The 25,013-nt window shown below is 54.9% G+C and carries 25 protein-coding genes; 13 read left to right on the top strand and 12 right to left on the bottom strand.

The features are described 5' to 3' along the window. Window positions 1-3 precede the first annotated feature (3 nt). On the bottom strand, window positions 4-1,131 hold the full coding sequence (locus BBA90_RS13225; protein ID WP_065649551.1) for a mechanosensitive ion channel family protein: 1,128 nt from the start codon (window positions 1,129-1,131) through the stop codon (window positions 4-6). Window positions 1,132-1,220: 89 nt separating this feature from the next. After that, window positions 1,221-1,952 carry a flagellar brake protein gene (locus BBA90_RS13220; RefSeq protein ID WP_065649550.1) on the bottom strand — a complete coding sequence of 244 codons (732 nt, stop codon included), beginning with the start codon at window positions 1,950-1,952 and terminating at the stop codon, window positions 1,221-1,223. Window positions 1,953-2,123: 171 nt separating this feature from the next. Here BBA90_RS13220 and BBA90_RS13215 point away from each other — a divergent pair, with 171 nt between their 5' ends. After that, window positions 2,124-2,372 (top strand): GlsB/YeaQ/YmgE family stress response membrane protein, encoded by a 249-nt coding sequence (locus BBA90_RS13215; RefSeq protein WP_039383925.1) that lies wholly within the window; start codon window positions 2,124-2,126, stop codon window positions 2,370-2,372. Between the two features lie 67 nt (window positions 2,373-2,439). On the opposite strand, the gene treA is transcribed toward BBA90_RS13215, so the two are convergent. Further along, on the bottom strand, window positions 2,440-4,119 hold the full coding sequence (gene treA / locus BBA90_RS13210) for an alpha,alpha-trehalase TreA (RefSeq protein WP_065649549.1): 1,680 nt from the start codon (window positions 4,117-4,119) through the stop codon (window positions 2,440-2,442). A gap of 204 nt (window positions 4,120-4,323) precedes the next feature. Here treA and ghrA point away from each other — a divergent pair, with 204 nt between their 5' ends. From ghrA to BBA90_RS13195, 3 genes are read left to right on the top strand one after another with little or no spacing between them, the layout of a single operon-like run. Further along, window positions 4,324-5,262 carry a glyoxylate/hydroxypyruvate reductase GhrA gene (ghrA, locus tag BBA90_RS13205; RefSeq protein ID WP_065649548.1) on the top strand — a complete coding sequence of 313 codons (939 nt, stop codon included), beginning with the start codon at window positions 4,324-4,326 and terminating at the stop codon, window positions 5,260-5,262. Between the two features lie 21 nt (window positions 5,263-5,283). Next, window positions 5,284-6,021 carry a phosphatase gene (locus tag BBA90_RS13200; protein WP_065649547.1) on the top strand — a complete coding sequence of 246 codons (738 nt, stop codon included), beginning with the start codon at window positions 5,284-5,286 and terminating at the stop codon, window positions 6,019-6,021. A 24-nt stretch (window positions 6,022-6,045) separates the two neighbouring features. Next, a complete protein-coding gene (locus BBA90_RS13195; protein WP_065649546.1) occupies window positions 6,046-6,606 on the top strand; it encodes a TorD/DmsD family molecular chaperone in 561 nt (186 codons plus the stop codon). 129 nt (window positions 6,607-6,735) lie between these two features. On the opposite strand, the gene BBA90_RS13190 is transcribed toward BBA90_RS13195, so the two are convergent. After that, window positions 6,736-7,620 carry a DMT family transporter gene (locus BBA90_RS13190; protein WP_065649545.1) on the bottom strand — a complete coding sequence of 295 codons (885 nt, stop codon included), beginning with the start codon at window positions 7,618-7,620 and terminating at the stop codon, window positions 6,736-6,738. Between the two features lie 252 nt (window positions 7,621-7,872). On the opposite strand from BBA90_RS13190, the gene BBA90_RS13185 reads away from it, so the two are divergent. Continuing rightward, a complete protein-coding gene (locus BBA90_RS13185; protein ID WP_065649544.1) occupies window positions 7,873-8,592 on the top strand; it encodes a glutamine amidotransferase in 720 nt (239 codons plus the stop codon). Here the strand turns inward: BBA90_RS13185 and BBA90_RS13180 are convergent. Beyond that, window positions 8,571-9,134: a class I SAM-dependent methyltransferase gene (locus BBA90_RS13180; RefSeq protein WP_065649543.1), complete on the bottom strand. Its 564-nt coding sequence runs from the start codon at window positions 9,132-9,134 to the stop codon at window positions 8,571-8,573. The genes BBA90_RS13185 and BBA90_RS13180 overlap by 22 nt on opposite strands. A 247-nt stretch (window positions 9,135-9,381) precedes the next feature. On the opposite strand from BBA90_RS13180, the gene exaC reads away from it, so the two are divergent. Then, window positions 9,382-10,902 carry an acetaldehyde dehydrogenase ExaC gene (gene exaC, locus BBA90_RS13175; RefSeq protein ID WP_065649542.1) on the top strand — a complete coding sequence of 507 codons (1,521 nt, stop codon included), beginning with the start codon at window positions 9,382-9,384 and terminating at the stop codon, window positions 10,900-10,902. A gap of 97 nt (window positions 10,903-10,999) precedes the next feature. Next, window positions 11,000-11,149, top strand: coding sequence for a hypothetical protein (locus tag BBA90_RS19370; RefSeq protein WP_167350678.1), 150 nt, complete (start codon window positions 11,000-11,002; stop codon window positions 11,147-11,149). A gap of 74 nt (window positions 11,150-11,223) precedes the next feature. On the opposite strand, the gene fumA is transcribed toward BBA90_RS19370, so the two are convergent. Both fumA and BBA90_RS13165 read right to left on the bottom strand, forming a co-directional pair. After that, window positions 11,224-12,867, bottom strand: a complete 1,644-nt coding sequence (fumA, locus tag BBA90_RS13170; protein ID WP_065649541.1) for a class I fumarate hydratase FumA — start codon at window positions 12,865-12,867, stop codon at window positions 11,224-11,226. 165 nt (window positions 12,868-13,032) lie between these two features. Continuing rightward, the gene (locus BBA90_RS13165) at window positions 13,033-14,544 is read right to left on the bottom strand and encodes an anion permease (RefSeq protein WP_065649540.1); all 1,512 of its coding nucleotides are present in this window, start codon (window positions 14,542-14,544) and stop codon (window positions 13,033-13,035) included. A 589-nt stretch (window positions 14,545-15,133) separates the two neighbouring features. On the opposite strand from BBA90_RS13165, the gene BBA90_RS13155 reads away from it, so the two are divergent. Together BBA90_RS13155 and BBA90_RS13150 are read left to right on the top strand one after the other, a co-directional pair. Beyond that, window positions 15,134-17,914: a flavocytochrome c gene (locus tag BBA90_RS13155; RefSeq protein ID WP_065649538.1), complete on the top strand. Its 2,781-nt coding sequence runs from the start codon at window positions 15,134-15,136 to the stop codon at window positions 17,912-17,914. A 48-nt stretch (window positions 17,915-17,962) separates the two neighbouring features. Then, on the top strand, window positions 17,963-18,928 hold the full coding sequence (locus tag BBA90_RS13150; RefSeq protein ID WP_065649537.1) for an FAD:protein FMN transferase: 966 nt from the start codon (window positions 17,963-17,965) through the stop codon (window positions 18,926-18,928). Here the strand turns inward: BBA90_RS13150 and dcuR are convergent. The 4 genes from dcuR to BBA90_RS13130 all read right to left on the bottom strand — a co-directional run bounded on the left by dcuR (window position 18,922) and on the right by BBA90_RS13130 (window position 22,529). Then, window positions 18,922-19,641: a two-component system response regulator DcuR gene (gene dcuR / locus BBA90_RS13145; RefSeq protein ID WP_065649536.1), complete on the bottom strand. Its 720-nt coding sequence runs from the start codon at window positions 19,639-19,641 to the stop codon at window positions 18,922-18,924. The two genes, BBA90_RS13150 and dcuR, sit on opposite strands and share 7 nt — an antisense overlap. Window positions 19,642-19,646: 5 nt before the next feature. Continuing rightward, window positions 19,647-21,272: a sensor histidine kinase gene (locus tag BBA90_RS13140; protein WP_065649535.1), complete on the bottom strand. Its 1,626-nt coding sequence runs from the start codon at window positions 21,270-21,272 to the stop codon at window positions 19,647-19,649. Between the two features lie 102 nt (window positions 21,273-21,374). After that, window positions 21,375-21,911, bottom strand: a complete 537-nt coding sequence (gene msrA, locus BBA90_RS13135; protein ID WP_065649534.1) for a peptide-methionine (S)-S-oxide reductase MsrA — start codon at window positions 21,909-21,911, stop codon at window positions 21,375-21,377. 102 nt (window positions 21,912-22,013) lie between these two features. Next, the gene (locus BBA90_RS13130; RefSeq protein WP_065649533.1) at window positions 22,014-22,529 is read right to left on the bottom strand and encodes a CinA family protein; all 516 of its coding nucleotides are present in this window, start codon (window positions 22,527-22,529) and stop codon (window positions 22,014-22,016) included. Between the two features lie 389 nt (window positions 22,530-22,918). On the opposite strand from BBA90_RS13130, the gene BBA90_RS13125 reads away from it, so the two are divergent. From BBA90_RS13125 to BBA90_RS13110, 4 genes are all read left to right on the top strand, one after another. Next, a complete protein-coding gene (locus BBA90_RS13125) occupies window positions 22,919-23,200 on the top strand; it encodes a hypothetical protein (protein ID WP_065649532.1) in 282 nt (93 codons plus the stop codon). A gap of 212 nt (window positions 23,201-23,412) precedes the next feature. Continuing rightward, a complete protein-coding gene (gene ycgZ, locus BBA90_RS13120; protein ID WP_065649531.1) occupies window positions 23,413-23,658 on the top strand; it encodes a regulatory protein YcgZ in 246 nt (81 codons plus the stop codon). Between the two features lie 156 nt (window positions 23,659-23,814). Beyond that, entirely contained in the window at window positions 23,815-24,102 is a 288-nt protein-coding gene (locus BBA90_RS13115; RefSeq protein WP_065649530.1) for a hypothetical protein, read from the top strand. A gap of 53 nt (window positions 24,103-24,155) precedes the next feature. After that, on the top strand, window positions 24,156-24,422 hold the full coding sequence (locus tag BBA90_RS13110) for a biofilm development regulator YmgB/AriR family protein (protein WP_065650482.1): 267 nt from the start codon (window positions 24,156-24,158) through the stop codon (window positions 24,420-24,422). 197 nt (window positions 24,423-24,619) lie between these two features. Here BBA90_RS13110 and BBA90_RS13105 read toward each other — a convergent pair whose 3' ends face one another. After that, window positions 24,620-24,913, bottom strand: coding sequence for a hypothetical protein (locus tag BBA90_RS13105; protein WP_065649529.1), 294 nt, complete (start codon window positions 24,911-24,913; stop codon window positions 24,620-24,622). Window positions 24,914-25,013: the final 100 nt, after the last annotated feature.

Raw genomic sequence — 25,013 nt, 5'->3', positions numbered from 1 at the left:
TGCTTAACGCTGCGCACCCTGTGCTGGTGCTTCGTTTGACGCATCGCTGAGATTGATACGCGGCAGCACGCCACCGGTAAACTCTACGCGCCGCATCGGGAAGGCGAAGCGGATCTGCTTCTGCTCCAGCTGCGCCATCAGCTGCAGGTTAATTTCCTGCTGAATATCCATATAGACATTGTAATCCGCACTCAGCACAAAGTAGACCACTTCAAACGTAAGCTGCGACTCATCAAACGAGAGGAAATGCGCGCGGTCAAAACGGGTATCCGGCACGCCTTCAATGATGGTTTTCACCATGCCGCCAATCTGCCGCACTTTCTCCGCCGGCGTACCGTAGTTAATACCAAACTTAAACACGATGCGTCGCTGCTGCATACGTTTATAGTTGTGGATCGTCTGCTGTAACAGAATGGTGTTTGAGCAGACAATCTGCTCGCCGCCGAGGCTGCGCAGACGCGTGGTTTTCAGACCGATATGCTCAATGGAGCCCGCGATATCGCCAAACACAATAAAATCACCGTGCTCAAACGGTTTGTCAAAGCCGATCGCCAGCGACGCAAACACATCGCTCAGCACGGTCTGAATCGCCAGCGCAATGGCAATACCGCCGACGCCTAAACTGGCCACCAGCGCAGTAATGTCGATCCCCATGTTGGAGAGGATCGCCAGCAGCATCATCACCCATACCACCACCCGCAGCAGAATGCCGAGGATCACGGTGGTGACCGGATTGCGCACGTGCAGCGGATCGCGCAGCATGCTTTTCAGCCATAGACGGATGCCGCAGTCAATCCACAGCGTGAACTGCAGAATCAGGGCGAGGAACCAGCTGTGGGCAATTGCCACGCTCCAGTTTGCCGGCAGGTCAGCAAATTTCAGCGAAATCAGCAGAGAAAAGATCAGCAGCAGCGACTGGCTGGTGCTGCGCAGGATCTCAACCAGGATGGCGGTGAAGCGCACGTGGCGCTGTTCGCTGTAGTGCGCAATACGGTTAGAAACAAAGCGGATAGCGGTGCGCAACAGCCACCAGACGATAAGGGTGCCAAAGAGGATGATGGCGCTGTTGATCCAGATGGTTTGATTAAGAAAAATGCGTTGCCAGCCAGAGGCTGAAAGCCAGTTTTCCATGGGGGAGGTTCTCCTTGCCGGGCGCTGGTTAAAATAAAGGGCAAGGAGAAGCATAGCCTGGCAGAGATATCCTGCAGGCGCAGCGGCAGTTACTGAAAGCGACTCACTTTATCGCGTGCCAGGCGTTCAAGGGCAAAGATCACCTGCTGCAGCTGGCGTTCCTGCACCGGTTCAATTGCCGTGAAACGAAAGCTCAGCCGCGGTATGACGCAGGCTTCGCCTTTGCGTACTACGCTGCGCTCGCCAATATGCAGCAGCTCTGCGGTGACCTCAAACTGACCAAACTCGCCCAGCTCGACCCGCAGCTGGCGGAACGTATCACCACGGGCAAGGTCTTCCGGCAGTGTCCCTTCCGGTAATACCCCGACCCCGCCCAGCGAAAGATCCTGCAGGCGAAAGCGCGCCGGGCTGCCATCCGGCCAGTGGGTATAACACCAGAAAGCCGGTTCCAGCGGGGCGTTAATGCGGAAAAATTCGCGGCGCTGGATTTGCCAGGCGCACGCCGGCAGCGGGGCACTGAACGCGGGCAATCCTTCATATTCAACCAGCGACAGGGCGGCCAGGGTGAACTCAATTTTGGCACCGTAGGTCTCTGCACAAACGTTGAAGTCGGGACTCTCCAGCACCCACTCATTGCTCAATGCATTGCTGCCCAGATCGAAAATAATGCACTCTTCATCGGCAACCAGCAGACGGCTGATAAACTGTCCGCGATTAAACGTTACCATCAGGGGAGTTTGATAGCGCGACAGATCCCTCATCACATTCAAAACCGCTAACGTACCTCGCTTGAGATACTGTTCGTTATCGGCGTCTTTCACATCCTGCTCCCCGCTGCTGCGCTTATCGTCATTATGTGACGATTATCGGCGTTACGCGCTGAAGCTTTAGCGGCTGGCTGCTGATTAAAGCGGCAGTCGCGCTGCAGGTAAAAAAATCCCGTCTATACTTATCGCAGTGAACACCTTGATTCATAACGTAAGGAGCAACAAATGGGTATTCTTTCATGGATTATTTTTGGTCTGATCGCCGGTATTCTCGCTAAGTGGATTATGCCAGGTAAAGATGGCGGCGGCTTCATCCTGACCGTGGTACTGGGTATCATCGGTGCGGTTGTCGGCGGCTGGATCAGTACCCTGTTTGGTTTCGGCAGAGTTGACGGGTTTAACTTCGGCAGCTTTGTTGTGGCGGTGATCGGTGCCATCGTGGTGCTGTTTATCTACCGCAAAGTGCGCAGTTAACTCTGCCCGTATAAAAAAACCGCGGCCTCCGGGCCGCGGTTTTTTTTCGGCTATAGCCAGCGCGAAATCAATTCGCGCGCTGCAGCGCCGGCATATCAGGTATGTCGCTGGCGCTGTTACAGGTTTTTTCTTTCGGGCAATATTTATCCAGCAGCATCAGCGTCACGCCGTTGGTCCAGCCGAAGCCATCCTGCAGCGGGTATTCACCGCCGCCACCGCCACCCAGCTGCGCGCCCTCAACCACATATTTTTCCACCAGCTTATGCTCTTTGTCATAGGTCTGCTGAACGTTTTGCAGGAAGCGCTGGCCAATCTGGCGTGCCAGCTGTGGCTGATTGTAATGCTCCAGCCCTTCTACTGCTACCCACTGCAGCGGTGCCCAGCCATTAGGTGCATCCCACTGCTGGCCATTATTGACCGTGGTTGTCACCAGACCACCGGGTTTAAGCAACTGTTTTTCCACAGCAGAAGCGGTACGCTCAGCCTGTTTATCCCCGGCCAGCTGCATATAGAGCGGGAAAAGAGAAGCAGCCGTCAGCTGGTTATGAACCTGTTTTTTACTGAAATCGTAATCGGCATACCAGCCCTGTTTCTCATCCCACAGGTAACGATTAATCGCTGCCTGGCGTTTTTCAGCCGCCGCGGCAAACGCTTTCGCTTTGTCATCCTGTTTTGCCAGTCTGGCTGATTTTGACAGCGTCTGTTCCAGATGAAACAGCAGGCTGTTGAGATCAACCGGCACCAGCTCTGTGGTACGGATAGAGGCGAGATGATGCGCATCGGTAAACCAGCGCGAGCTGAAATCCCAGCCTGACGCCGCGCCGGCGCGCAGGTTGCGCCAGAGCTGCGGCTTGTCACGTTCCGGTGTTTTTTCAGCTGTCTTTACATCATCCAGCCAGGATTCGGTACGCGGCACGTCGCGTGCGTCCCAGTAGCGATTAAGCAGGGTACCATCGGACAATTTCACCACCCGCTTGCTGGCATGACCGGCCGCCACGCTGTCGCTGTCCGCCATCCAGTAGTCATACTCCTTCTGCAGCTGCGGCTGGTAATGCCGGTAAACCTCATCGCCTTTATGCGTTGCCAGCAGGTCCACCATCAGGCTGAAGAACGGCGGCTGCGACCGGCTGAGATAATAGCTGCGGTTGCCGTTAGGGATATGCCCGTAGCGATCGAGCTCAGTGGCAAAGTTATCGACCATGTCCTGTACGCGATCCCAGTTGCCGCTCTCTGCCAGGCCCAGCATGGTAAAATAGCTGTCCCAGTAATAGACCTCGCGGAAACGTCCGCCTGGCACGACGTAAGGTTTTGGCAGCGGCAGCAGCGAATCATACTGGCCGGCATCCGGCGTGCTGCGCGTCAGCACCGGCCACAAGCCGTTGATGTGCTCACGCAGGCTCTGCCCGGCAGGCGGTACATACTTATCCTGCGCTTTGGGCAGGGTGAAATTCATATCAACAAAGCGTTTGAGATCGAAATTGCGCTGCTTTTTTTGCATCTGCCAGTCAGCAAGAATCGAGGCAGGATCATATTTCGGGATCGCGTCAGCAAAGGTTTTCTGATCGGGATAGAACTGCGCTTTCTGCACGGCGCTGAAGAGCGGACCCAGGCGTACATCGGGCGGCTGCGGCGGCTGGCTCAGCATCCGGCTCCCGGTTTCGGCATGCGCCAGCGTGCTGGTTGCCAGCAGGGCAGTGGTAAGCAGCAGAGAGAGACGCGCGGGCATAAATATGACATTTTTTCTCATCGGTTTTTCTCCTTGTCCGAAAACGTGGTTCGCTAACGTATTGACCACTCAACCAACTTTAGTCGCTATCGCGCCGCCCGGCGCTGCAGGGCGATGGAAATGTGAAGCGCTGCCGGGTAATTGCGCAGGAAATTGTTGCTGCTGGCGTTTTTTACTTGCTCCGCCGCGTGGTTTCCCGGAGGCTGAAAGAAAATGAGGAAGCGTATGAAGATTATCTGGTATCACCCGTCAATGGACGCGCAGTGCTGGCTTACGGGAGTTGCCCGTCGACTGCCGGACGCGGAAATCCGGCTGTGGCAGCCAGGCGATGATGCCTGCGCAGATTATGCCATTGTGCGTTCGCCGCCGGTGGAAATGCTGGCGGGGCGAAGCCTGAAGGGACTGTTCGCGATGGGAGCGGGCGTCGACGAACTTCTGCAGCAGCAGCGTCAGCATCCTGACAGGCTGAGTGACCAGGTGCCGCTGTACCGCCTGGAGGATACCGGCATGGCACAGCAGATGCAGGAGTACGCGAACTGGTGCGTGCTGGGCTGGTATCGTCGCTTTGCTGACTATCAGCGCCAGCAGCAGGCGCGCTGCTGGCAGCCGCTGCCGCTGCCGGCGCGCGACACCTTCACCATTGGTGTTCTCGGGGCGGGCGTGCTGGGCCGCAGCGTGCTGGAAAGCCTGCAGCAATGGGGGTTTCCGCTGCGCTGCTGGAGTCGCACGCCGAAAACCCTGCCTGGCGTGCACGCCTTCCACGGTGCCGCTGCGCTGCACGACTTTCTTGCCGGCTGCCAGGTCGTGATTGATCTGCTGCCCGCCACGCCGGAAACCACCGATCTTATTAACGCGGATTTCCTGCGCGCGTTGCCGCACGGCGCACACTTTCTCAACCTGGCGCGCGGCGCGCACGTGGTGGAAGCGGACCTGCTGGCAGCGCTTAACAGCGGGCAACTTGCCGCCGCCGCGCTGGATGTCTTTCAGCAGGAGCCGCTGCCGGCGGACGATGCGCTCTGGCAGCATCCGCACGTCACCATCACGCCCCACAGTGCCGCTATTACGCTGCCGGAGCAGGCAATGGACGCTATTGCCAGCGCCATTCAGCAGCTGGAAAAAGGGCAGCAGCCCCCGGGGCGCGTGGATCGCCAGCGCGGCTATTAATTTATCTCAGAGGAGCAAAATATGTATCCCGTTGACCTGCATATGCACACCGTAGCCAGTACGCACGCCTACAGTACGCTGCATGACTATGTCGCCCAGGCGAAACAGACTGGCCTGAAGCTCTTTGCCATTACCGATCACGGCCCTGATATGGCAGATGCGCCGCACCACTGGCATTTCATTAATATGCGCATCTGGCCGCGGGTTATTGACGGCGTGGGGATCCTGCGCGGAATTGAAGCGAACATTAAAAATCAGCAGGGCGAGATCGACTGCAGCGGACCGATGCTGGATGCCCTGGATCTGATTGTGGCGGGGTTTCACGAGCCGGTCTACACGCCGCGCGACAAAGCGCACCATACTGAGGCGATGATCGCCGCGATGGCAGGCGGGCTGGTGCATATCATCAGCCATCCGGGCAATCCCAAATTCCCGGTAGATATTCGCGCGATTGCCGAAGCCGCAGCCCACTACAACGTGGCGCTGGAGATCAATAACTCCTCGTTTACCCATTCGCGTCCGGGCAGCGAACCCAACTGCCGCGCGATTGCGGAGGCGGTGCGTGACGCGGGCGGGCAGTTGGCCTTCGGCTCCGATTCCCATACCGCCTTTACGCTGGGGCATTTTGAGCACTGCCTGCGCATTACGCGCGAGGTGGATTTCCCTGAAGATCGGGTGTTAAATGTCACGCCGCGCCGCCTGCTCGACTTTCTGGAGCAGCGCAGCGGTAAACGGATCGCGGAATTACTGGATTTTTAATGTTGTAGTGAGGAATGCTGCCAGATGAATGAATTTTCTATGCTTTGCCGGGTGATCGGCTCCCTGTTTAACCGTCAGCCTCAGGATCCGCTGCTGATGCCGCTGTTTACGCTGCTGCGCGAAGGCAAAATGCAGGCACAGTGGCCGCTGGAGCAGGATGCGCTGCTGACGCGTCTGCAGCAGAGCAGCGATCCGCAGGCGCTGGCAGCGGATTACAACGCGCTGTTTGTCGGTCAGGAGTGCAGCGTGCCGCCTTATGCGTCTCAGTGGCCGGAAGGCGCACCGGAAGCGGAGATCCGGGCATTTCTCAGCGCGCGCGGCATGCCGCTCAGTGACGCACCCGCCGATCACTTTGGCGTACTGCTGCTGGCGGCGTCGTGGCTTGAAGATCAGTCTGCAGAAGATGAATCTGACGCGCAGCGCGCGCTGTTTGAATCTTATCTGCTGCCATGGTGCGGCGCATTCCTTGGCAAAGTTGAAGCGCACGCCACCACGGCGTTTTATCGCACGCTGGCTGAGCTGAGTCGCGAGGCGATTCAGGCGATGTATGACGAGCTGAGCGAAGACGATACGCCGCAGGCGTAATCGCTGGCAGGGATCGCTGCTGCCGGGGACTTGTGCAGATAAGCCGCGTCTCCGGCAGACGCGCTGATGCATTGCTGAAACCTGGGCGACGCCTGCAGATACTGACGGCTTCAGGCTCAGCAGAGAGCACTAACGCCGGCGCAGCCGCGGGAAACGCGCGTGCATACGCAGATTGCGCAGGTTAAGCACGGCAATAGCGGTGCCCAGCACCACCAGCGATGCGCCAAACACTTTAAAGCTGTTCATACTGTCACCCAGCACCGTCACGCCCATGATCACAGCCAGCACCGGCGTCAGCAGCGAGTAGGGCATGATCAGATTGACATTATATTTTTTCAGCAGGGCGTACCACAGCGTATAGGCAACAATCGAAGAGGCGATAGCGCTATAAAGGATGCCGAACCAGCCGTGCCAGCCCGCCGCTTTAAGGGCGCTGAACTGGTGTGATTCCGTCAGCCATGAGGCGGCGCCGACCAGCGGCACGGCGAGAAATGAGATCCAGCCGGTCAGCGTCAACGGACTGATAGGCGGCGACTTTTTGACAATCATGTTGCTGACCGCCCAGCCAAACGCGCTGCACAGCAGGATACAGAGTACCCACCAGGCTGGAATAGTCGGGCTGCCGGAGAGCACGGCCACGCCGCTCAGAGAGATAGCGATGCCGCACAGCTGCACCAGCCGCAGCTTCTCTTTCAGAATGGCCATCGCCAGCAGCATCGCAATAGGGGTGCCCAGCTGCACGACGATAGCCGCCGTGCCGGCATCGGTATAGCGCATGCCGACAAACAGCAGAGAGAAGTGCATAAAGCCAAAGGTAAACGCGAGCGTAATAAGCCAGGGCAGCTGCGCGCGCGTGATGCGGCAAAAGGGCACCAGCAGCAGGGCGACCACAACAAAGCGCATCCACGTCAGAAACAGCGGCGGCAGCTCCAGCAGCCCCCATTTAACCGCCACGTTGTTAAACGCCCAGATGGATACTACAAACAGAATCAGAAAAAAATGCCGTACGGCCACGCGGTTATCCTTACCAGAAAAATGAACTTACGCTTAATAATGGCATGAAGCCTGCGGCACAGGACACATGAACCCGACGGTTTAGCACTCATCTGCAAAAGCGCTGCTTTATAATTACAACATACTGATAGCTGCACGTTGTTCCGGCCCTCCGCTTTTGCATAAGCATGGTGCGGAAAAACATAAGACAGGGCGGGCATTTACTGTCACAGTAATGCTTAACAGCGGACGCAGCAGAGGAGCCTGCCGGCAATGACGGAGCGTTATACTTTACCCCTGGCATTAATACAGCTTGAAGTTCCGCCCCCGCAGGTGGTGGCAAAAACTGGCGAACAGCCTGCGTGGTTTATTGACGCGCTGCAGCTGCAGGCGGATGACTATATTATCGTGCGTCCGCACCGGGGTGACGCGCTTCCCGGCTGGCAGGAGATTAGCGGGGCGATCCTCAGCGGGTCCTGGGCGATGGTAACCGACCACGCCGGGTGGAGTGAGCGCACTGCGGCCTGGATACGCGGCGCAATGGAGGCGCAGCTGCCGCTGCTTGGCGTCTGCTATGGTCATCAGCTGATGGCCTATGCGCTGGGGGGTGAGGTCGGCGATAATCCTCGCGGCTGGGAACGCGGACTGCAGACCGTCACGCGCACGGCTTCTGATCCCTGGCTGGACGGGTTACCGGCGCACTTTTCCGCGTGGCTGTCGCACCGTCAGTCGGTACTGGCACCGCCGCCACAGGCCACTATTCTGGCCTGCTCAGCGCAGGATGATTGTCAGGTATTACGCTATTCACCGCAGGCATTTTCTGTTCAGTTTCACCCGGAGTTCAGTCGCGAGATCATGACGGCGTGTACACCGGCTGGCGTAGAGCCAGATAGCGCGGTAATGGGTGATACTGACTGGGCACGTACGCTGCTGCATCGCTTCTGGCAGCAGGTACGGCTTCAGGATCAGGCTCAGGAAACGTCGCAGCGCTGACAGCGATAGACCCAGGCGGGCGGCATATTTTTCAGCACGCGCTGCCGCTGCCAGACAAAATAGCGCGACAGATCGTGCCGGGTGAGCGAGGTGTACTGAAACTGGACAAATACCCCGCCGGGAGCCAGTGCATTATGCACCGCGCTCAGGATGGCATGACGGGTAGCTGCAGGCAGCGACAGCAGCGGCAGGCCGGAAAAAATGGCGTCGTATTCCCCCTGCAGCAGCTCCGCTGAGTGTGCCTGAACCCGCATGCGCGGATCGTGCCACTGACGGAGTTCTGCTGCCAGCTGCGGATTGATTTCAAACACGTCAAGCTGCGCGGCCGGTACCATATGCGACAGCACATGGCGCGTCAGCACGCCATCACCGGCGCCCAGTTCAGCTACGCGCAGGCTCTTTTCCCACGCTACTGCATTACACATACAGCGACATAGTGCCGCTGATGACGGGGTAACGCTGCCGATTCTGCGCGGATCGCGAATAAACTGCTGCACAAAGTTTGCTTTGGACCGCATTGCCGTTAGGGCTGAAGCCAGCATCTTTCTCTCCTGAATCTGGGGTCTGCAGGGTATTGACCACATATCACGTTCAGGTTTCGCTTTTGCGCTGCAGAAAAGCCAAACTCAGACTTTTCCGGCCTGTGCGATCGTGCATTGCCATCACACCATTTCCCGCGTCCGCTCACAGTTTCCTGCCTGTATACCTGACAGGCTGGACACGATCGCGCAATGTTAATTAACGGTTTAAAAGTTGTTAAATTTCATTCGCTCTGTAAGGGGAAATATCATGCGTTACGCTGCTCCGGGAGAACAGGGTTCTCTGATCACTCTGCAATCGCAGTATGGCAACTTTATCAACGGCGAGTTTGCCGCGCCGGTCAACGGTCACTATTTTACCAACACCTCACCGGTTAACGGCAGTGCAATTGGCGAATTTCCGCGTTCCGACCGGGCAGATATTGATAACGCGGTCGCGGCGGCTCAGGCGGCGGCAGAGCAGTGGGGCAAGACCTCGCCACAGGCGCGCTCCCTGGTGCTGCTGAAAATTGCCGATCGCCTTGAGCAGAACCTGGAATATATTGCCGTCAACGAAACCTGGGATAACGGCAAGCCGGTACGCGAAACGCTGGCCGCTGACCTGCCACTGGCGGTAGATCATTTTCGCTATTTTGCCGGTTGTGTCCGGGCGCAGGAGGGCAGCGCCGCCGAGATTGACGAATTTACGGCCGCCTATCACTTTCATGAACCGCTGGGCGTAGTGGGACAGATCATTCCCTGGAACTTCCCGTTGTTAATGGCGGCCTGGAAGCTGGCGCCGGCGCTGGGCGCAGGTAACTGCGTGGTGCTGAAACCCGCCGAGCAGACCCCGCTTTCCATCACGCTGTTTGTTGAGTTGATTAAAGACCTGGTCCCGCCAGGCGTCATTAACGTGGTGCACGGCTATGGCAAAGAGGCGGGCGAAGCGCTGGCATCACATCCGGGCATTGCCAAAATTGCCTTTACCGGCTCAACAGCGACCGGCGGCCATATTCTGGAGCTGGCAGCAAAAAGCCTGATCCCGTCGACGGTGGAGCTGGGCGGGAAATCGCCGAATATCTTTTTCGAAGATATCATGCAGGCGGAGGAGAGCTTTATTGAGAAAGCGGCGGAGGGCGTTGTGCTTGGCTTCCTGAACCAGGGCGAAGTCTGTACCTGTCCGTCGCGCGCGCTGGTGCAGGAATCGATCTTTGAACCCTTCATGGCGGCCGTTATGAAGCGCATCAAAACCATTAAACGCGGCGATCCGCTGGATACGGAAACCATGATTGGTGCCCAGGCATCGCAGCAGCAGTTTGATAAGATCCTCTCTTACCTTGAGATTGCACAGCAGGAGGGGGCAGAAGTGCTGCACGGCGGTAACGTTGAGCAGATTGGTGAAGCCTTCAGCGGCGGCTACTACATTCAGCCAACGCTGCTGAAAGGCAATAACAGCATGCGCGTATTTCAGGAAGAAATTTTCGGGCCGGTGGTAGGCATACTGACCTTCAAAGATGAAGCAGAGGCACTGGCCATTGCTAATGACTCGATTTACGGACTTGGCGCCGGCGTCTGGACGCGTGATATCAACCGCGCTTACCGCATGGGAAGGGCAATTAAAGCCGGACGCGTCTGGACTAACTGTTACCACCTCTATCCGGCTCATGCGGCATTTGGCGGCTATAAGAAATCAGGCATCGGACGGGAGACGCATAAAATGATGCTGGATCACTATCAGCAAACCAAAAATCTGCTGGTGAGCTACAGCACGCAGCCGCTCGGGTTCTTCTGATTTTCGTGCCGGCAGTTGCTGCAGAGGCTATATTTTCATAAACCTGTCATCTTTGCAGGGCAGGATATGAGAAACGCCTCTGCGCAAAGGAGAGATCATGAACGCAGGATATGACTTTATGGAGCAGCACGATGAGGTGCTGGATGCGGTCGAACAGGACATTATCAGCGTCAATCTGCCCGCTTATGATGCGTCACAGTATGGCACCGAGCGCGAAGCCGCGCGGGAAATGCCGCTGCGCGCGTAACAAACAGCTCTCTGTAAAATAAAAAAATCCGCAGCATATCGCCGCGGATTTTTTACAGGGTCTGCTTCAGCGCGCTATTTTACGCAGGCAGAGCACTGATTGTGGATCTGCTGGAAGAAGTCGTTACCCTTGTCATCCACCAGAATAAACGCCGGGAAATCTTCCACTTCAATCTTCCAGATCGCTTCCATCCCCAGTTCAGCATACTCCACGCACTCAAGGCTTCTGATGCTCTGCTGCGCCAGTACCGCAGCCGGACCGCCAATACTGCCCAGATAAAAGCCGCCATGCTTATGGCAGGCGTCAGTGACCTGTTTGCTGCGGTTACCTTTAGCCAGCATTACCATGCTGCCGCCGTGTGACTGCAGCAGATCGACATAAGAGTCCATACGACCCGCAGTGGTCGGACCCAGTGAACCCGACGCATGCCCTTCCGGCGTTTTTGCCGGACCGGCATAGTAGACCGGATGATCTTTAATGTACTGTGGCAGCCCTTCGCCATTATCAATACGCTCTTTCAGTTTGGCATGAGCAATGTCGCGCGCCACAATAATGGTGCCGTTCAGCGACAGGCGGGTTGCCACCGGATAAGCGGAGAGCTGCGCCAGAATATCCTGCATCGGACGATTAAGATCGACCTGGACGACCTCGCCTTCGCCCTGCTGGCGCAGCGCTTCCGGAATATAGCGGCCCGGATTATCTTCCAGCTTCTCAATCCAGATGCCATCACGGTTGATTTTAGCTTTGATGTTACGGTCAGCAGAACAGGAGACGCCCATCCCTACCGGACAGGAGGCACCGTGACGCGGCAGCCTGACCACGCGAATATCGTGGGCAAAGTACTTACCGCCAAACTGCGCGCCAAGGCCGAGCTTCTGCGACGCTTCCAGCAGTTCCTGCTCCAGTTCCGTATCGCGAAACGCCTGCCCGTGCTCATTGCCTTCGGTTGGCAGCGAGTCATAGTAGTGCGTTGAGGCGAGCTTAACCGTTTTCAGCGTGCTTTCTGCAGAGGTGCCGCCGATGACAAACGCAATATGGTAGGGCGGGCAGGCAGCGGTGCCGAGCGACATCATCTTATCAATCAGATAGTTTTTTAATTTTGCCGGCGTGATTAACGCCTTGGTTTCCTGATAGAGGTAAGTCTTGTTCGCTGAGCCACCGCCTTTAGCGATGCAGAGAAACTTATACTCATCGCCATCCACGCTATAGAGATCGATCTGAGCCGGCAGGTTAGTGCCGGTATTAACCTCTTTATACATATCCAGCGGGGCGTTCTGCGAATAGCGCAGGTTATCTTCGATATAAGTGTTATAGACACCCTGCGACAGCGCCGCTTCATCGCCGCCGCCGGTCCAGACACGCTGACCTTTTTTACCCATGATAATGGCGGTGCCGGTATCCTGGCAGGTCGGTAATACGCCCTTGGCGGCAATTTCTGAGTTACGCAGAAACTGCAGCGCGACATATTTATCATTCTGACTCGCTTCATCATCCGCAAGGATGGCGGCAACCTGCTGCTGGTGTGAGGCGCGCAGCATAAAAGAGGCGTCATGAAACGCCTGCTGTGCCAGCAGCGTCAGTGCTTCCGGCGCAACCTTCAGCACCTCTTCACCCTCAAAACTGGCAACCGAAACGTGCTCGCGGCTCAGCAGGTAATATTCAGTATCATCTTTGGCGAGAGGAAAGGGATTCTGGTAATAGAAGGGTTTGTTCGACATGTTGGCTCACTTAGCTTCGTGTTGCCCGCCTGCGCGGCGGGCGGCAAATTAGGCGATCTGTGGTGCAATTTTCTCTCGCCAGCCCGTAACAGGAGCTGACTGGCGAGCATAGTAACACTGAAACAGGCTGACGCGGCTGCGTTTTTTAACATCAAGGCAACATCATCAGAACATCATTACCATCCAGGGGTAAGCGATAACCATCAGCGCCACCAGGAACAGGGCGCCGAAGATGGTGCCAAGGCGCCAGTAATCTTTCGTCGGCAGATAGCCGCTGCCGTAATAGATAGGGCTTGGACCGGTGCCATAAGGAGTAATGATGCCCATCACGCCCAGCGAGGTACACATCATCAGGCAGAACACCGGCATATTGATGCCCGGGATTGAGGCGGCGATGGTCAGCATGGCAGGCAGCAGGGCGGTGGTATGCGCTGTGGTGCTGGCAAACAGATAGTGCAGCAGATAAAAGGCAACCAGCAGCACCACTGCGGAGACCTGAGGATCGTAACCCTGCAGCAGCACCGCACCCTCTTTGCCCAGCCAGGCAATAAAGCCGACGCGTGCCAGGCCATCCGCCAGCGCGACCAGTGTGGCAAACCACGCAAAGGTATTCCATGCGGCTTTATTGCTGGTGATATCGTTCCAGTTGAGTACGCCTGTCCAGAGCATCAGCACAATCACCAGCAGCGCGGCCATGGCCGGTTCTATCCAGGCTGTTGCGAAAATCCACATCATCAGGGCCGCGACGACAAACAGCAGCAGCAGGATCTCATTGCGTGACAGGCGGCCCAGTTTTTCCAGCTCGGCGGTAGCCCAGCGCGGTACCTCGTCGTTTACTTTGACTTCCGGCGGATAGAGCCAGTAAGCCAGCAGTGGCATGGTGAGAATCAGCAGGATCCCCAGCGGCAGGAAAGCGAGGAACCACATACCCCAGCTGATATCGAAGCCAGTAACGCTTTTAACCAGGGCCAGAGCGAGCAGGTTAGGGGCCAGCGCGGAGAGAAACATCGAGCTGGTGATACAGGCTGCTGTAATGGCAACCCACATCAGATAAGAGCCAATTTTGCGGGCGCTGGGATCATTAGGCTTAGAGCCATAGAGCGGCGGCAGGTTGGCAATAATCGGATAGATGGTCCCGCCGCTGCGTGCGGTGTTAGACGGCGTAAACGGAGCCAGCAGCAGGTCAGCGAACGTAATGGCGTAGCCCAGCGTCAGGCTGCGGCGACCCAGATATTTCACCAGAATCAGCGCCAGCCGGCGGCCAAACTGCGTTTTATCGTAGCCGGCTGCAAACATAAAGGCGCCAAAAATCAGCCAGACCGTGGAGTTGCCGAAGCCGCTGACCGCCCATTTGAACGACTGCGCTGCCGTTTTAAATGCGGGATCGGCCAGCTCTGCCGGGCTAAACAGCACCCACTGGCTAAACAGCGCGATGACCACCACGCCGGTCAGCCCTATCACCGCGCCCGGCAATGGCTCAAAAATCAGACCGACAATCACGCCGACAAAGATAGCAAAAAAGTGCCAGGCGTAAGGCTCCAGTCCGGCAGGTGCAGGCACCAGCAGCAGCAGGAGTGAAACCAGCACCGGCAGGCAGAGCATCAGCAGGCGATTTTTTTTACCCGGCGCCGCAGGCGGCGCTTTAGCAGGGTCATGCGATTGCGTTGAAAGTTTCATAGTTTTTGTCTGCACGTTGAGAAGAATGCGATATCAGTACTGACGGCCGTTTTATCCGGGCGATCCTGATGGCGGCATCAGTACAGGAATTTCATGACGCTTTTGCTAAAAAAAGAAAGCAATTTTGTTTCGCGAATTATCTAATTTATGCCGCTATGATGCGATTAATTAAAATATCTATTTTGATCCAGATCAATAAAATATTTTTCTTATTTTTATCTGCGCTTCTTTCAGAGTGTTATGACAGATTTTTCAAGACAAGAGAAAAGGCGCTGAACAGGATTTGGCAAGATTTTCTCAGGGTTTCGGGCAGGGTGTGGTTTTTAAATAACTGAAAAATATGATTTATTAAAGCTATTTAGATTATCTTTGATTTTAATCAACTTTTGAACGAAACTTAGCATGACGCATTTAGCGCCTTCTTTTTGAAATTTCGCTTCTTTCACTGTTAATTTTTAAAACTAATAATTTAAGTTATGTAACTAAATTAAATGTTATATTTACAGCATGAAGTCGGACCACTTTAATTATTAAACGGGTCGCACTGCCAGGAATTGAATTTCATTTTTGATTTTCGGAGTCACTTATCATGAACACGCTTACCCCGCTGTTAAAACCCCTTACCTTGCCGAAAGGTGCCGTGCTGAAAAATCGTCTGGTAATGGCACCCATGACAACCTGTACCGGCTATTACGACGGTGGCGTCACCAGCGATCTGGTTGAGTACTACCGGGTACGTGCCGGCACAATCGGCACCGTTATTGTAGAGTGTGCGTTTATCGATAATCGTGGTCCGGCATTTCCTGGTGCCATCGCTATTGATAGTGATAACAAAATCCCAGGCCTGGCCAGAATAGCGCACGCGATCAAATCTCAGGGTTCAAAAGCTATCCTGCAGATTTACCACGGTGGTCGTATGGTTGAGCCGGCGCTGATTGGCGGGAAAACGCCTGTCGCACCCAGCGCCATCGCCGCGCCGCGCGAAGGGGCCACCACGCCCCGGGCGCTGACCGCGGATGAAGTCGATGTCATGATCAAAAAATTTGGTGATGCGGTGAACCGCGCCATTAAAGCGGGTTTTGATGGCGTGGAGATTCACGGCGCCAATACCTATCTTATCCAGCAGTTCTATTCGCCCAACTCTAACCAGCGCGATGACAAATGGGGCGGCAGTCGCGATAACCGGGCGCGCTTTCCGCTGGAAGTCCTTGAGATTGCGCATCAGATGGCCGATCGCTTTGCTGCTGCAGACTTTATTATCGGCTATCGCTTTTCGCCGGAAGAGATTGAGGTGCCCGGTATCCGCTGGGATGACACACTTTATCTGCTGGAGAAACTGGCCGCGCGTGGCCTTGATTACGTGCACTTCTCCGTTGGTCAGCTGCTGCGTCCTTCCATTGTCGACACCAGCGACCCTACGCCGCTGATTACCAAATATATTGCGCAGCGCTCGGCTCAGCTGGCGCGCATTCCGGTTATTGGCGTCGGCGGCGTGGTGAATAAAGAGGATGCCGAGCTGGCGCTGGAATCGGGCTTCGATCTGGTTGCCGTCGGGAAAGCCTGTATCGCCTGGCCCAACTGGGCCGATCGCATTATTAATAATGAACACCTTGAACTCTACATCGACAGCACCAAACGTGAGGCGCTGACAATTCCGGAACCGCTCTGGCGCTTCTCGCTGGTGGACGCCATGATCCGCGACGTCAGCGACGGCCATCGTAAATATAAAGCCGGGGTGTATCAGGCGAAGGTAGAGGCGGAAGCGCTGAAGCTGAAAATCAACGTCACGCTGGATACCGATCGTATCACTGACATTGAACTGGTGCCGGATCCGGCGCTGGATGTTGACTTCACCAGCACGTTTGACAGCCTGCGCGAGCGCATTCTGGTCGCAAACAGTCCGCACGTGGATGCGGTTACCGGGGCCACTACGCAAAGCGAGGCGCTGAAAAAAGCGGTGTCGCGTGCGCTGGCGACCTCCAGCAAAGAGTATGTGATTGAGGAAGGGGGCAACCCGAATGCGCCGGTCAATTACGATGTGGTGGTAATTGGTACCGGCGGTGCCGGTCTCGCTGCTGCTATTCAGGCGCATGACGATGGCGCACGCGTGGTGCTGATCGAGAAAATGCCCACGATTGGCGGAAATACCATTAAAGCGTCAGTGGGGATGAACGCTGCTGAGACGCGTTATCAGAAGTTAAAAGGTATTGAGGACAGCAAGGCGCTGTTTTATGAAGAGACGCTGAAAGGCGGTAAAGGTAAAAACAATCCGCAACTGCTGCATGAGTTTGTCGAACACGCGCCCGAAGCGATTGAGTGGCTGGCCGCGAAGCAGATAGAGCTCAGCGATATCACCATCACGGGCGGGATGAGCATTGACCGCACCCATCGGCCGGAAGATCGCTCGGCGGTAGGGGGCTTCCTGATCAGCGGGCTGGTGAAAAACGTGAATCAGCGCAACATTGAGGTACTGCTCGAAACCTCGGTTGCTGAAATCCTGTGTGAAAACGGCGTGGTTACCGGGGTTAAAGTCGTGGATGAATATAACGACAGCCGCATTCTCAACGCAAAAAGTGTGATTGTTGCGACCGGCGGCTTCAGCGCCAATCGGGAAATGGTGGTGAAATACCGGCCGGAGCTGGATGGTTTTGTTACGACCAACCACGCCGGCGCCACCGGAAGCGGTATCGCCATGCTGCAGCATATTGGTGCCGGTACGGTTGATATGGGTGAAATTCAGATCCATCCCACGGTTGAACAGACGACCTCCTACCTGATTTCAGAAGCGATGCGCGGCGGCGGGGCGATTCTGGTGAGTCAGGCGGGCAAGCGTTTCTATAACGAAATGGAAACGCGCGATAAAGTCTCTGCGGAGATTATTGCACTGCCGGAGAAGAGCGCCTGGATCATCTTTGATGAGCAGGTACGGCGCAATAACAAAGCGGCTGACGAATACATTGCCAAAGGGTTTGTCATCAGCGCACCTTCGCCGCACGAGCTGGCTGTTAAGCTCAATATGGATCAGGAGTCGCTGCAGAGTACGCTGGGTCGCTACAATGAGTGCGTAATTAACCAGCATGACGAAGATTTTGGCCGGAAAACCGCGCTGCGCCATCCGCTTAATCAGGGGCCTTACTACGCTATTCGCGTGGCACCTGGCGTTCATCACACCATGGGTGGCGTGACCATCAACACGGATACGGCAGTCCTGGATGCACAGAATCAGGTGATCACCGGGGCCTGGGCTGCCGGAGAAGTGGTCGGCGGTATTCACGGTGCCAACCGCATCGGCGGGAATGCCGTAGCGGATATCATCATCTTCGGGATTAAAGCGGGGCGTAACGCCGCTAAACTCGCCTTAGGTAACTAACCTGTACCGGTGTCCGTGTGTACGGGCACCGGCAGTGATGAGGCAATTATGGCTAATGAGGCAGGTGTCTACAGCTATTCTGCAGTTCAGATGGGATCGCCTGTTCTGCTTAAACTCTTTGAAAATAATCCCGGACTTGCCCGGCAGGTGTTTCGTCTGATTGCGCAGCTGGAGACGATCTTTACTGTTAACCGGACGCAGTCAGAAGTGATGGCGATTAACCATGCCGCCGGCGAGCAGCCGGTGGCGGTCAGCCCGGCGGTTTTTAACCTGATCCAGATAGCCCATACGGTCAGCACGCTGCCGGATAGCGCGTTCAACTTCGCCATTGGTCCCATCGTTAAGCGCTGGAAAATTGGTTTTCAGGGTAATAGCGTGCCGCCTGCCGCTGACATTACCGTACTCTTACCCCTCACCAACCCGCATCAGGTCGTGCTGGACGCAGCAGCGCAGACGGTCTATCTGCCGCAGCGCGGTATGGAGATTGATCTGGGTGCCATTGCTAAAGGCTATATTGCCGATCGGGTACAGCAGTGGCTGCGTCAGCAGGGGATCACACAGGCGTTAATCAATCTGGGCGGCAACGTGCAGACGCTGGGTTCGCCCCCGCATGAACCGCAGGGGTGGCATATTGGGCTGAAAAAGCCTTTCGCTGATGATAACACTTTGCTCGGCGTAATAGCGGTGCAGGAGAAGTCAGTCGTCACGTCCGGGATCTATGAGCGTTACTTTGAACAACAGGGGCGCTGCTGGCACCATATTTTTGATCCGCGTACCGGCTATCCGCTGGATAACGAGCTGTTAAGCGTGACGGTCATTAGCGATCGCTCGCTGGATGGCGACATCTATACCACGCTGCTGTATGGCATGGGAACAGAGCAGGGACTGAACTGGCTCGCCAGCCAGTCCGACATTGACGCCATCTTTGTTACCCGCGATCGGCAGATCATCTGCTCTTCCCCGCGCCACTACAGGTTTCAGCTCACCGATACGACGTGGAACCTGCGCTACTGACAATACTGCTGCAGCAGCGAGCGATATTCCGGCTGCAGACGATAGCGATAGACCGGGCGGCCGGTGGCGCCGTAATGAATGCTGGTAAACAGGATATTAATCTGCGCCAGCCAGATTAAATATTTGCGGCAGGAGACGCGCGAAATATTAACCTCTGCGGCCAGTTCATCGGTTGAAAACTCCTGTCCCGGATGCGCATCTATCCACTGACAGAGCGTGCGCAGCGTTTGTGGCGTCAGCCCTTTAGGCAGACGCTTGTTATCGTGATGCGTTGCCGGATTGCCGTGGATCAGCAGGTCGACGTCAGACTGCTGATAGTGCTGGTGGTTATCCATCAGCGATTTTTTCTGCTGCCAGCTGGTCAGCGCCTCTTCAAAACGCGGGAACTGGAACGGCTTGATAAGGTAATCAACCACGCCGTAGTGCAGCGAGGTTTTAATATTTTCGGCATCAGCCGCAGAGGAGATGATGATCACTTCTGTCGGGCTTTGCGCTTTACGCAGCTCTGGCAGCAGATCCAGGCCATTCTCCTGCTGCATATAGATATCCAGCAGCAGCAGATCGATCGGCGTGTCGCTGTTGAATAAAAAATCGCGCGCCTGCTGCAGCGTCGCCGCAGTGCCGCAGCAGTGAAAACCAGGTACCTGACCGATAAAACTGCGGTTGAGTTCGGCAACCATGGCATCATCGTCAACCACTAATACATTAATCATGCGGTTTAATTTCCTTTATCCCAGGGAAGCTGGACTAAAAATTGCGTAAATACGCCGGGTTCAGACTCTGCGCTGACGCTGCCGCCAAGGCTTTCCACCTGCTGCTTAAGCAGAAACAGTCCGACCCCGCGGTTCTCGCCTTTGGTGGAGAACCCTTTATCAAAAATGGTCGCAAGATGCGCAGCATCAATGCCCGGCCCATCATCGCTCACTTCGCAGGTCACCCAGCCGTTTTGATAATGGAGCATCAGGTGGATCTCTCCTTCGGTCTGATCGCGCAGCGCATCAAGCGCATTCTCTACCAGATTGCCGGTGACGGTAATCAGCGCGGCCATCTGCGCTTCGCTGCCGCTGTCTGGCAGATAGCTGGCGTCGCTGATAGTAAGCCGATGCCCGCAGTCTGAGGCGCGATTGATTTTACTTAACAGGATCCCCGCAATCACAGGCGATTTAATCTTGTCCAGCAAAAAGCCGATCTCTGTCTGATAGTTATTGGCGGTTTTCAGGATGTACGCTTCGACCTGAGCATAATTTTTCATATGCAGCAGGCCAAGGATCACATGCAGCTTGTTCATAAACTCGTGCGAGCGTTCTCGCAGGGCGTCGACGTAGTTTACCATGCCGCTTAAGCGCTGCATCAGCTGGCTGATTTCCGTTTTATCCCTGAAAGTACAGACCGCGCCAATAATGCGTTCCGCTGTACGTACCGGAACGGTATTGGTCAGCAGCAGCCGGCCATTAACGTTAATCTCTTCATCACGCCGCGCCCGACCGCTCTGCAACACGCTGCGCAGCTGCGGTTCGACCGCGGCGGTGTCAACGCGCCAGGTTTCATCAGCCGCATAATGCGCCTGTGCCGCATCGCTCAGCAGATGGCAGGCGGCCTGATTGATCAGCGTCACGTCATGCCGATCGTCCATCGCCACCACGCCCTCTTTTACCGAATTAAGGATGGCCTGTCGCTGCTCAAACAGCGTGGAAATCTCATAGGGCTCCAGCCCAAACAGGATGCGTTTCAGCACACGCACCAGGATCAGCGTACCCAGCGCGCCCGCCAGCGCGCCGATCAGGATAGTCCACAGAATGATCCAGCGACTCTGGTTAATCTGATCGGTGACAGCATCCAGCGAAATCCCAATAGCGACTACCCCGATCTGCTGATGCTGTGCGTTGAAAACCGGGGTGAAAACGCGCAGCGCCCGAACCAGTGAGCCCTGATTCACGGAAACATTTTCCTGACCGCGCAGGGCGGGCTGGATATCACTGCCGATGAAATGCTGGCCAACCAGTTCCGGATTACGATGGGAATAGCGTATGCCTGCCATGTTGGTGATAGTAATAAACAGCAGATTGTTGCTGGTCTCCACCGCTTTCGCGACGGGTTGTAAATGGGCATCCGCAGGGGATAACAGCAGCGCTCGCTGAACATCTGGCGAGGTGGCCAGCGTACGAGCCACCGCCATCGCTTTATCTTCCAGCTGGGATCGGGTGGAGGCGCCAATCTGAAAGAAATAGAACATATGTACGGTGAACAGTACCAGCACAATGACGGCGCTCAGCATCAGCGTGACCAGCGTATTAAGTTTCATTGTCCGCCGGCGCATCGGCGTGGCAGGGACTGAAGGCGTCATGGTGGCGCTCACTTAGCGGAAAGGGGACCTATTATGACGGATAATGGCGACAGGGTTACGGAAAATTAACAGGCCATTCTGAATAATGGCCTGATAGAGAACTTACGCGGTTTTTACACGACTGGCGAAGCTTTTACGCAGCTTCTGCAGTTTAGGTGGGATCACTGCCATGCAGTAGCCGTTGCGCTGACCCGCACCTTCCCAGTAGTCCTGATGATAGGCTTCAGCCGGATACCAGGCTTTCAGCGGTTCAACGGTCGTGACCACCGGCACATCATGATCTTCCTGCGCGCGCGCAATGGCTGCGATCGCTTCTGCTTCCTGTTCAGCATTAGCAGGGAAAATCGCTGAGCGGTACTGTGTGCCGATATCATTTCCCTGACGGTTAAGCTGGGTAGGATCATGCGTGGCAAAGCTGATATCCAGCAGATCGCCGTAGCTTACCTGCTGCGGATCAAACCCGATACGAATAGCTTCAGCATGACCGGTTGCCCCGCTGCATACCTGCTCATAGGTCGGATCAGGCCGCTGGCCACCGGTATAACCACTTTCAACCGATTCAACACCTATTACATCTTTAAAAACGGCTTCAGTACACCAGAAACAGCCGCCCGCAACGATCGCATATTCGGTTGCCATTACATTTACTCCTGTCAGGTCGAAACCTTAAGAGTGCGGGCGAACGGGGCGGAATTCAACCCGATAATCGCAGACCGCACAGCCTGTTCAGCCAGAGCGGATTTATCTGTCCGGAGCGGACTGGCTGAACAGGGCGTTGAGTCGGGCCGTCAGCTGCTCAATACTGTATTTTGTTGCCTGCCGGACAACCTCTTCGCTTTCACCGGAGAAATGCTGACGACAGGCCTGGATACTGCCATCAGGCAGGCCCCAGGCAAACCAGACGGTGCCGGCGGGTGTACCATCCTCGCCGCCATCCGGCCCGGCATAACCGCTAACGGCAATGCTGCTATCGTCGCCTGAAAGCGCTTTAGCGCCTGCAGCCATTTCACGTACGGCGGCTTCACTGACCGCGCTATCACGAGCCAGCGTCTCTTCACTTACGTTCAGTACCCGTTGTTTCGCCTGATTGGTATACGTAATAAAGCCGCTGCTGTAAAACTGGCTGCTGTCGCTGACGGCAGCCAGGGTTGATCCGACCCAGCCTGACGTACAGGATTCTGCGGTGGTGACAGTCAGTTTTCGGTCAAGCAGAATAGCGCCCAGAGTATTTGCCGTTTCGATTAATTCCCGATCCATAAAAGTATCCCGATATATTATTTGAGGGTCAGTTAGTCATGCTTCGCTTAAATAAGCGCTACCTGATTATGCTTATTATAGATGGTGAATATTTTTTATCTGATTAATATAAGCGCAGCAACGCCGGGTATTAATAAATCCTGGTTTGAATGATATGCAGAATTAAACAGCAGGTATAAGTTTTTCTGTCAGCATTACTAGGAAAATCACCAGAAATATAAGCGCAGCGGAGTGAGAGCGGGGCGATGAATATAGCGCCGGCAGAATAGTAAATATCATACTGTAAAAAGCGGCTAAGGAGGGTAGCCAAAGCGAACGAAATTTGCCAGTACTGGTCTATACTGAAATGTGAGAACCTGGCGTAAGCTCACATTCTCAGGAGGTAAAGCATGAAGAATGAGTATCCGGTTATTGGGGAAGCGGCCTGGGCGCTAATGATGCGACGCGCAGATGTCACTCTGGCATCACTCACGGCTGAACTGCAACATATGGCTTGCCGCGAAACAGATGCGGAACGTGATAGTCAGATCCATGAGGCGCAGCAGTGGCTGTTGGATCATCGCTCGACAGAACAGGCCGATCGTCGCTCTGATTCGCCGTTAAAAGAGATGTTACAGCGTTCAGATAGCGTCACTGTTACCGGCTCTGGTAACGACACCCGCCGTCATTAAGCTTCCTGCTCATCGTCACTCTGTAGCGGCGATGAGCAATTACCCCTCTGAAATTGCGCGTAAAGTTATCTCAATCCCTCCACGATAGCACTTTTTGCAAAAAAAGCTGCCCCTCCCATTCATTAAGCTCTGTACAACTTTTTTGGAAATACTGTACAACAGGTTAGATTTCCACTTTTTATTATTAATTTTGACATTTACGGGAGTCACTTATGCGCCAGAACGGATATGCTCCGAACTCAGTTGAGGCGATTGCCAACTACTTCAGTAAAGCATCGCTGCCTTCTCAGCAGGAAACGCTGGGACAGGTTGTTGTGGAGATCCTGCGTGAAGGCCGCAACCTGAATCGCAAATCAATCTGTACTAAGCTACTGCGTCGCCTTGAGCTGGCAACAGAAGCAGAAGAAGAGCAGCATTATCATCAGCTTATCGGATTGCTTTTTGAGCGGGAAAGTTAATACCAGATTTACGTTCAGGTTATATTCAGTCTAAGCAAACAGGAAGAGTGCACGATCTCATGTATAACCTGTGACGAGCTGTATCGCGCCACGCATTGCGTGGCGCTGTTTTACTGTCGCGCTTCCTCTGGAAGCAGCGGCAAACAGAGATTCACTATGAAGATGAGCAAACACCAGAAGAGTATAGACGAAATCATCGGTGAAGCTGCCCTGACGCTGCTTCAGCGCGCCGGGCCTGTCAATACGCATGCACTGATGGCAGAGCTACAGAATATGCAGATGCAGGCTACCGATGAAGAATATCGCACAGCAATCAGCATGGCCCTGAAAGAGGTCCGCTCCAGCATTTCTCTTGGTCAGCAACAACGAAATGAACCGGAAAAGGATAATGTCCACCCCCTGTTCGGTAACGAACGATCATCGGGCAACAGCCGTAAACATTGATGCAGCCAGGTATTGCATACGACGGCCTTATCAACAACAGCTTGAGACGCAAAATGGCAGATTTTCAAAACCTATACAATGTGCTGCCTGACAATGAACTGGCTGCGCATTTTCGCGATGCTGGCCACACATTAAACGATGAGTCCCGGGTGCTGGATGGGGTGATACGTAGCATCCTTGCTACCGAGGGACGGGTAACCAATAAGTCGATTATCCTTTACCTTATCATGGCGCTGGAGTCGACCAGTGACAGCGCTGAGGCTGACATTTTACGTCGTACACTGGAAATAGTGGTTGGCTACACGCCAGACGACGCATGACCACACCTTCTGCTCTTCCACTGTGAAGAGCTTTTATTCTTGTGCTTCCGCTCCGCTTCTGCCGGTAAGAAACAGCCCTTATTTCTGTACATGAGTTGCAGGCATGTACAGCTAACCAGGGAAATTCTACGTTATTAAAAGATTTCAGGATAAAGTTGTACATGCTGCTATTTGCGCTGAAGAGTCTGAATCGTGGTTTAACGGCTTAAGCTCATGCCAGGGACATTTACCGTTACCTGACGAGCCGGGCGCGCATTAAGACGTTTGCTTCGGCCGGACTTAATCTTTTGTAGCCAGCTTTGCAGCTGTTTTATCTCTTCCTGCGCAGCAGATTCATTGCTGACATTACAGATAAAGAGCTGGCTCAGCGTCTGGTGCTCTGCTGCAGTAGCATAGATTTCATATCTGCCATCGCGCTGCTGTAATTCTACGCTGGTAAAGTGCAAATGCTCCCATTGCTGTAAACGTGTTTTAAAACGAGCGAAATCCATAAAAGTTCCTTAACTTCTTATAGTGATTATTGGTACTAACCTGACTAAAGGAACATAGACCAGAATCAGAAAAACGCCAGAATAAAAAACAAAAATTATA

It is taken from the genome of Pantoea eucrina (assembly GCF_001691555.1).
GTDB lineage: Bacteria > Pseudomonadota > Gammaproteobacteria > Enterobacterales > Enterobacteriaceae > Pantoea > Pantoea borealis.
This window is presented reverse-complemented; position numbering and strand designations above follow the sequence as displayed.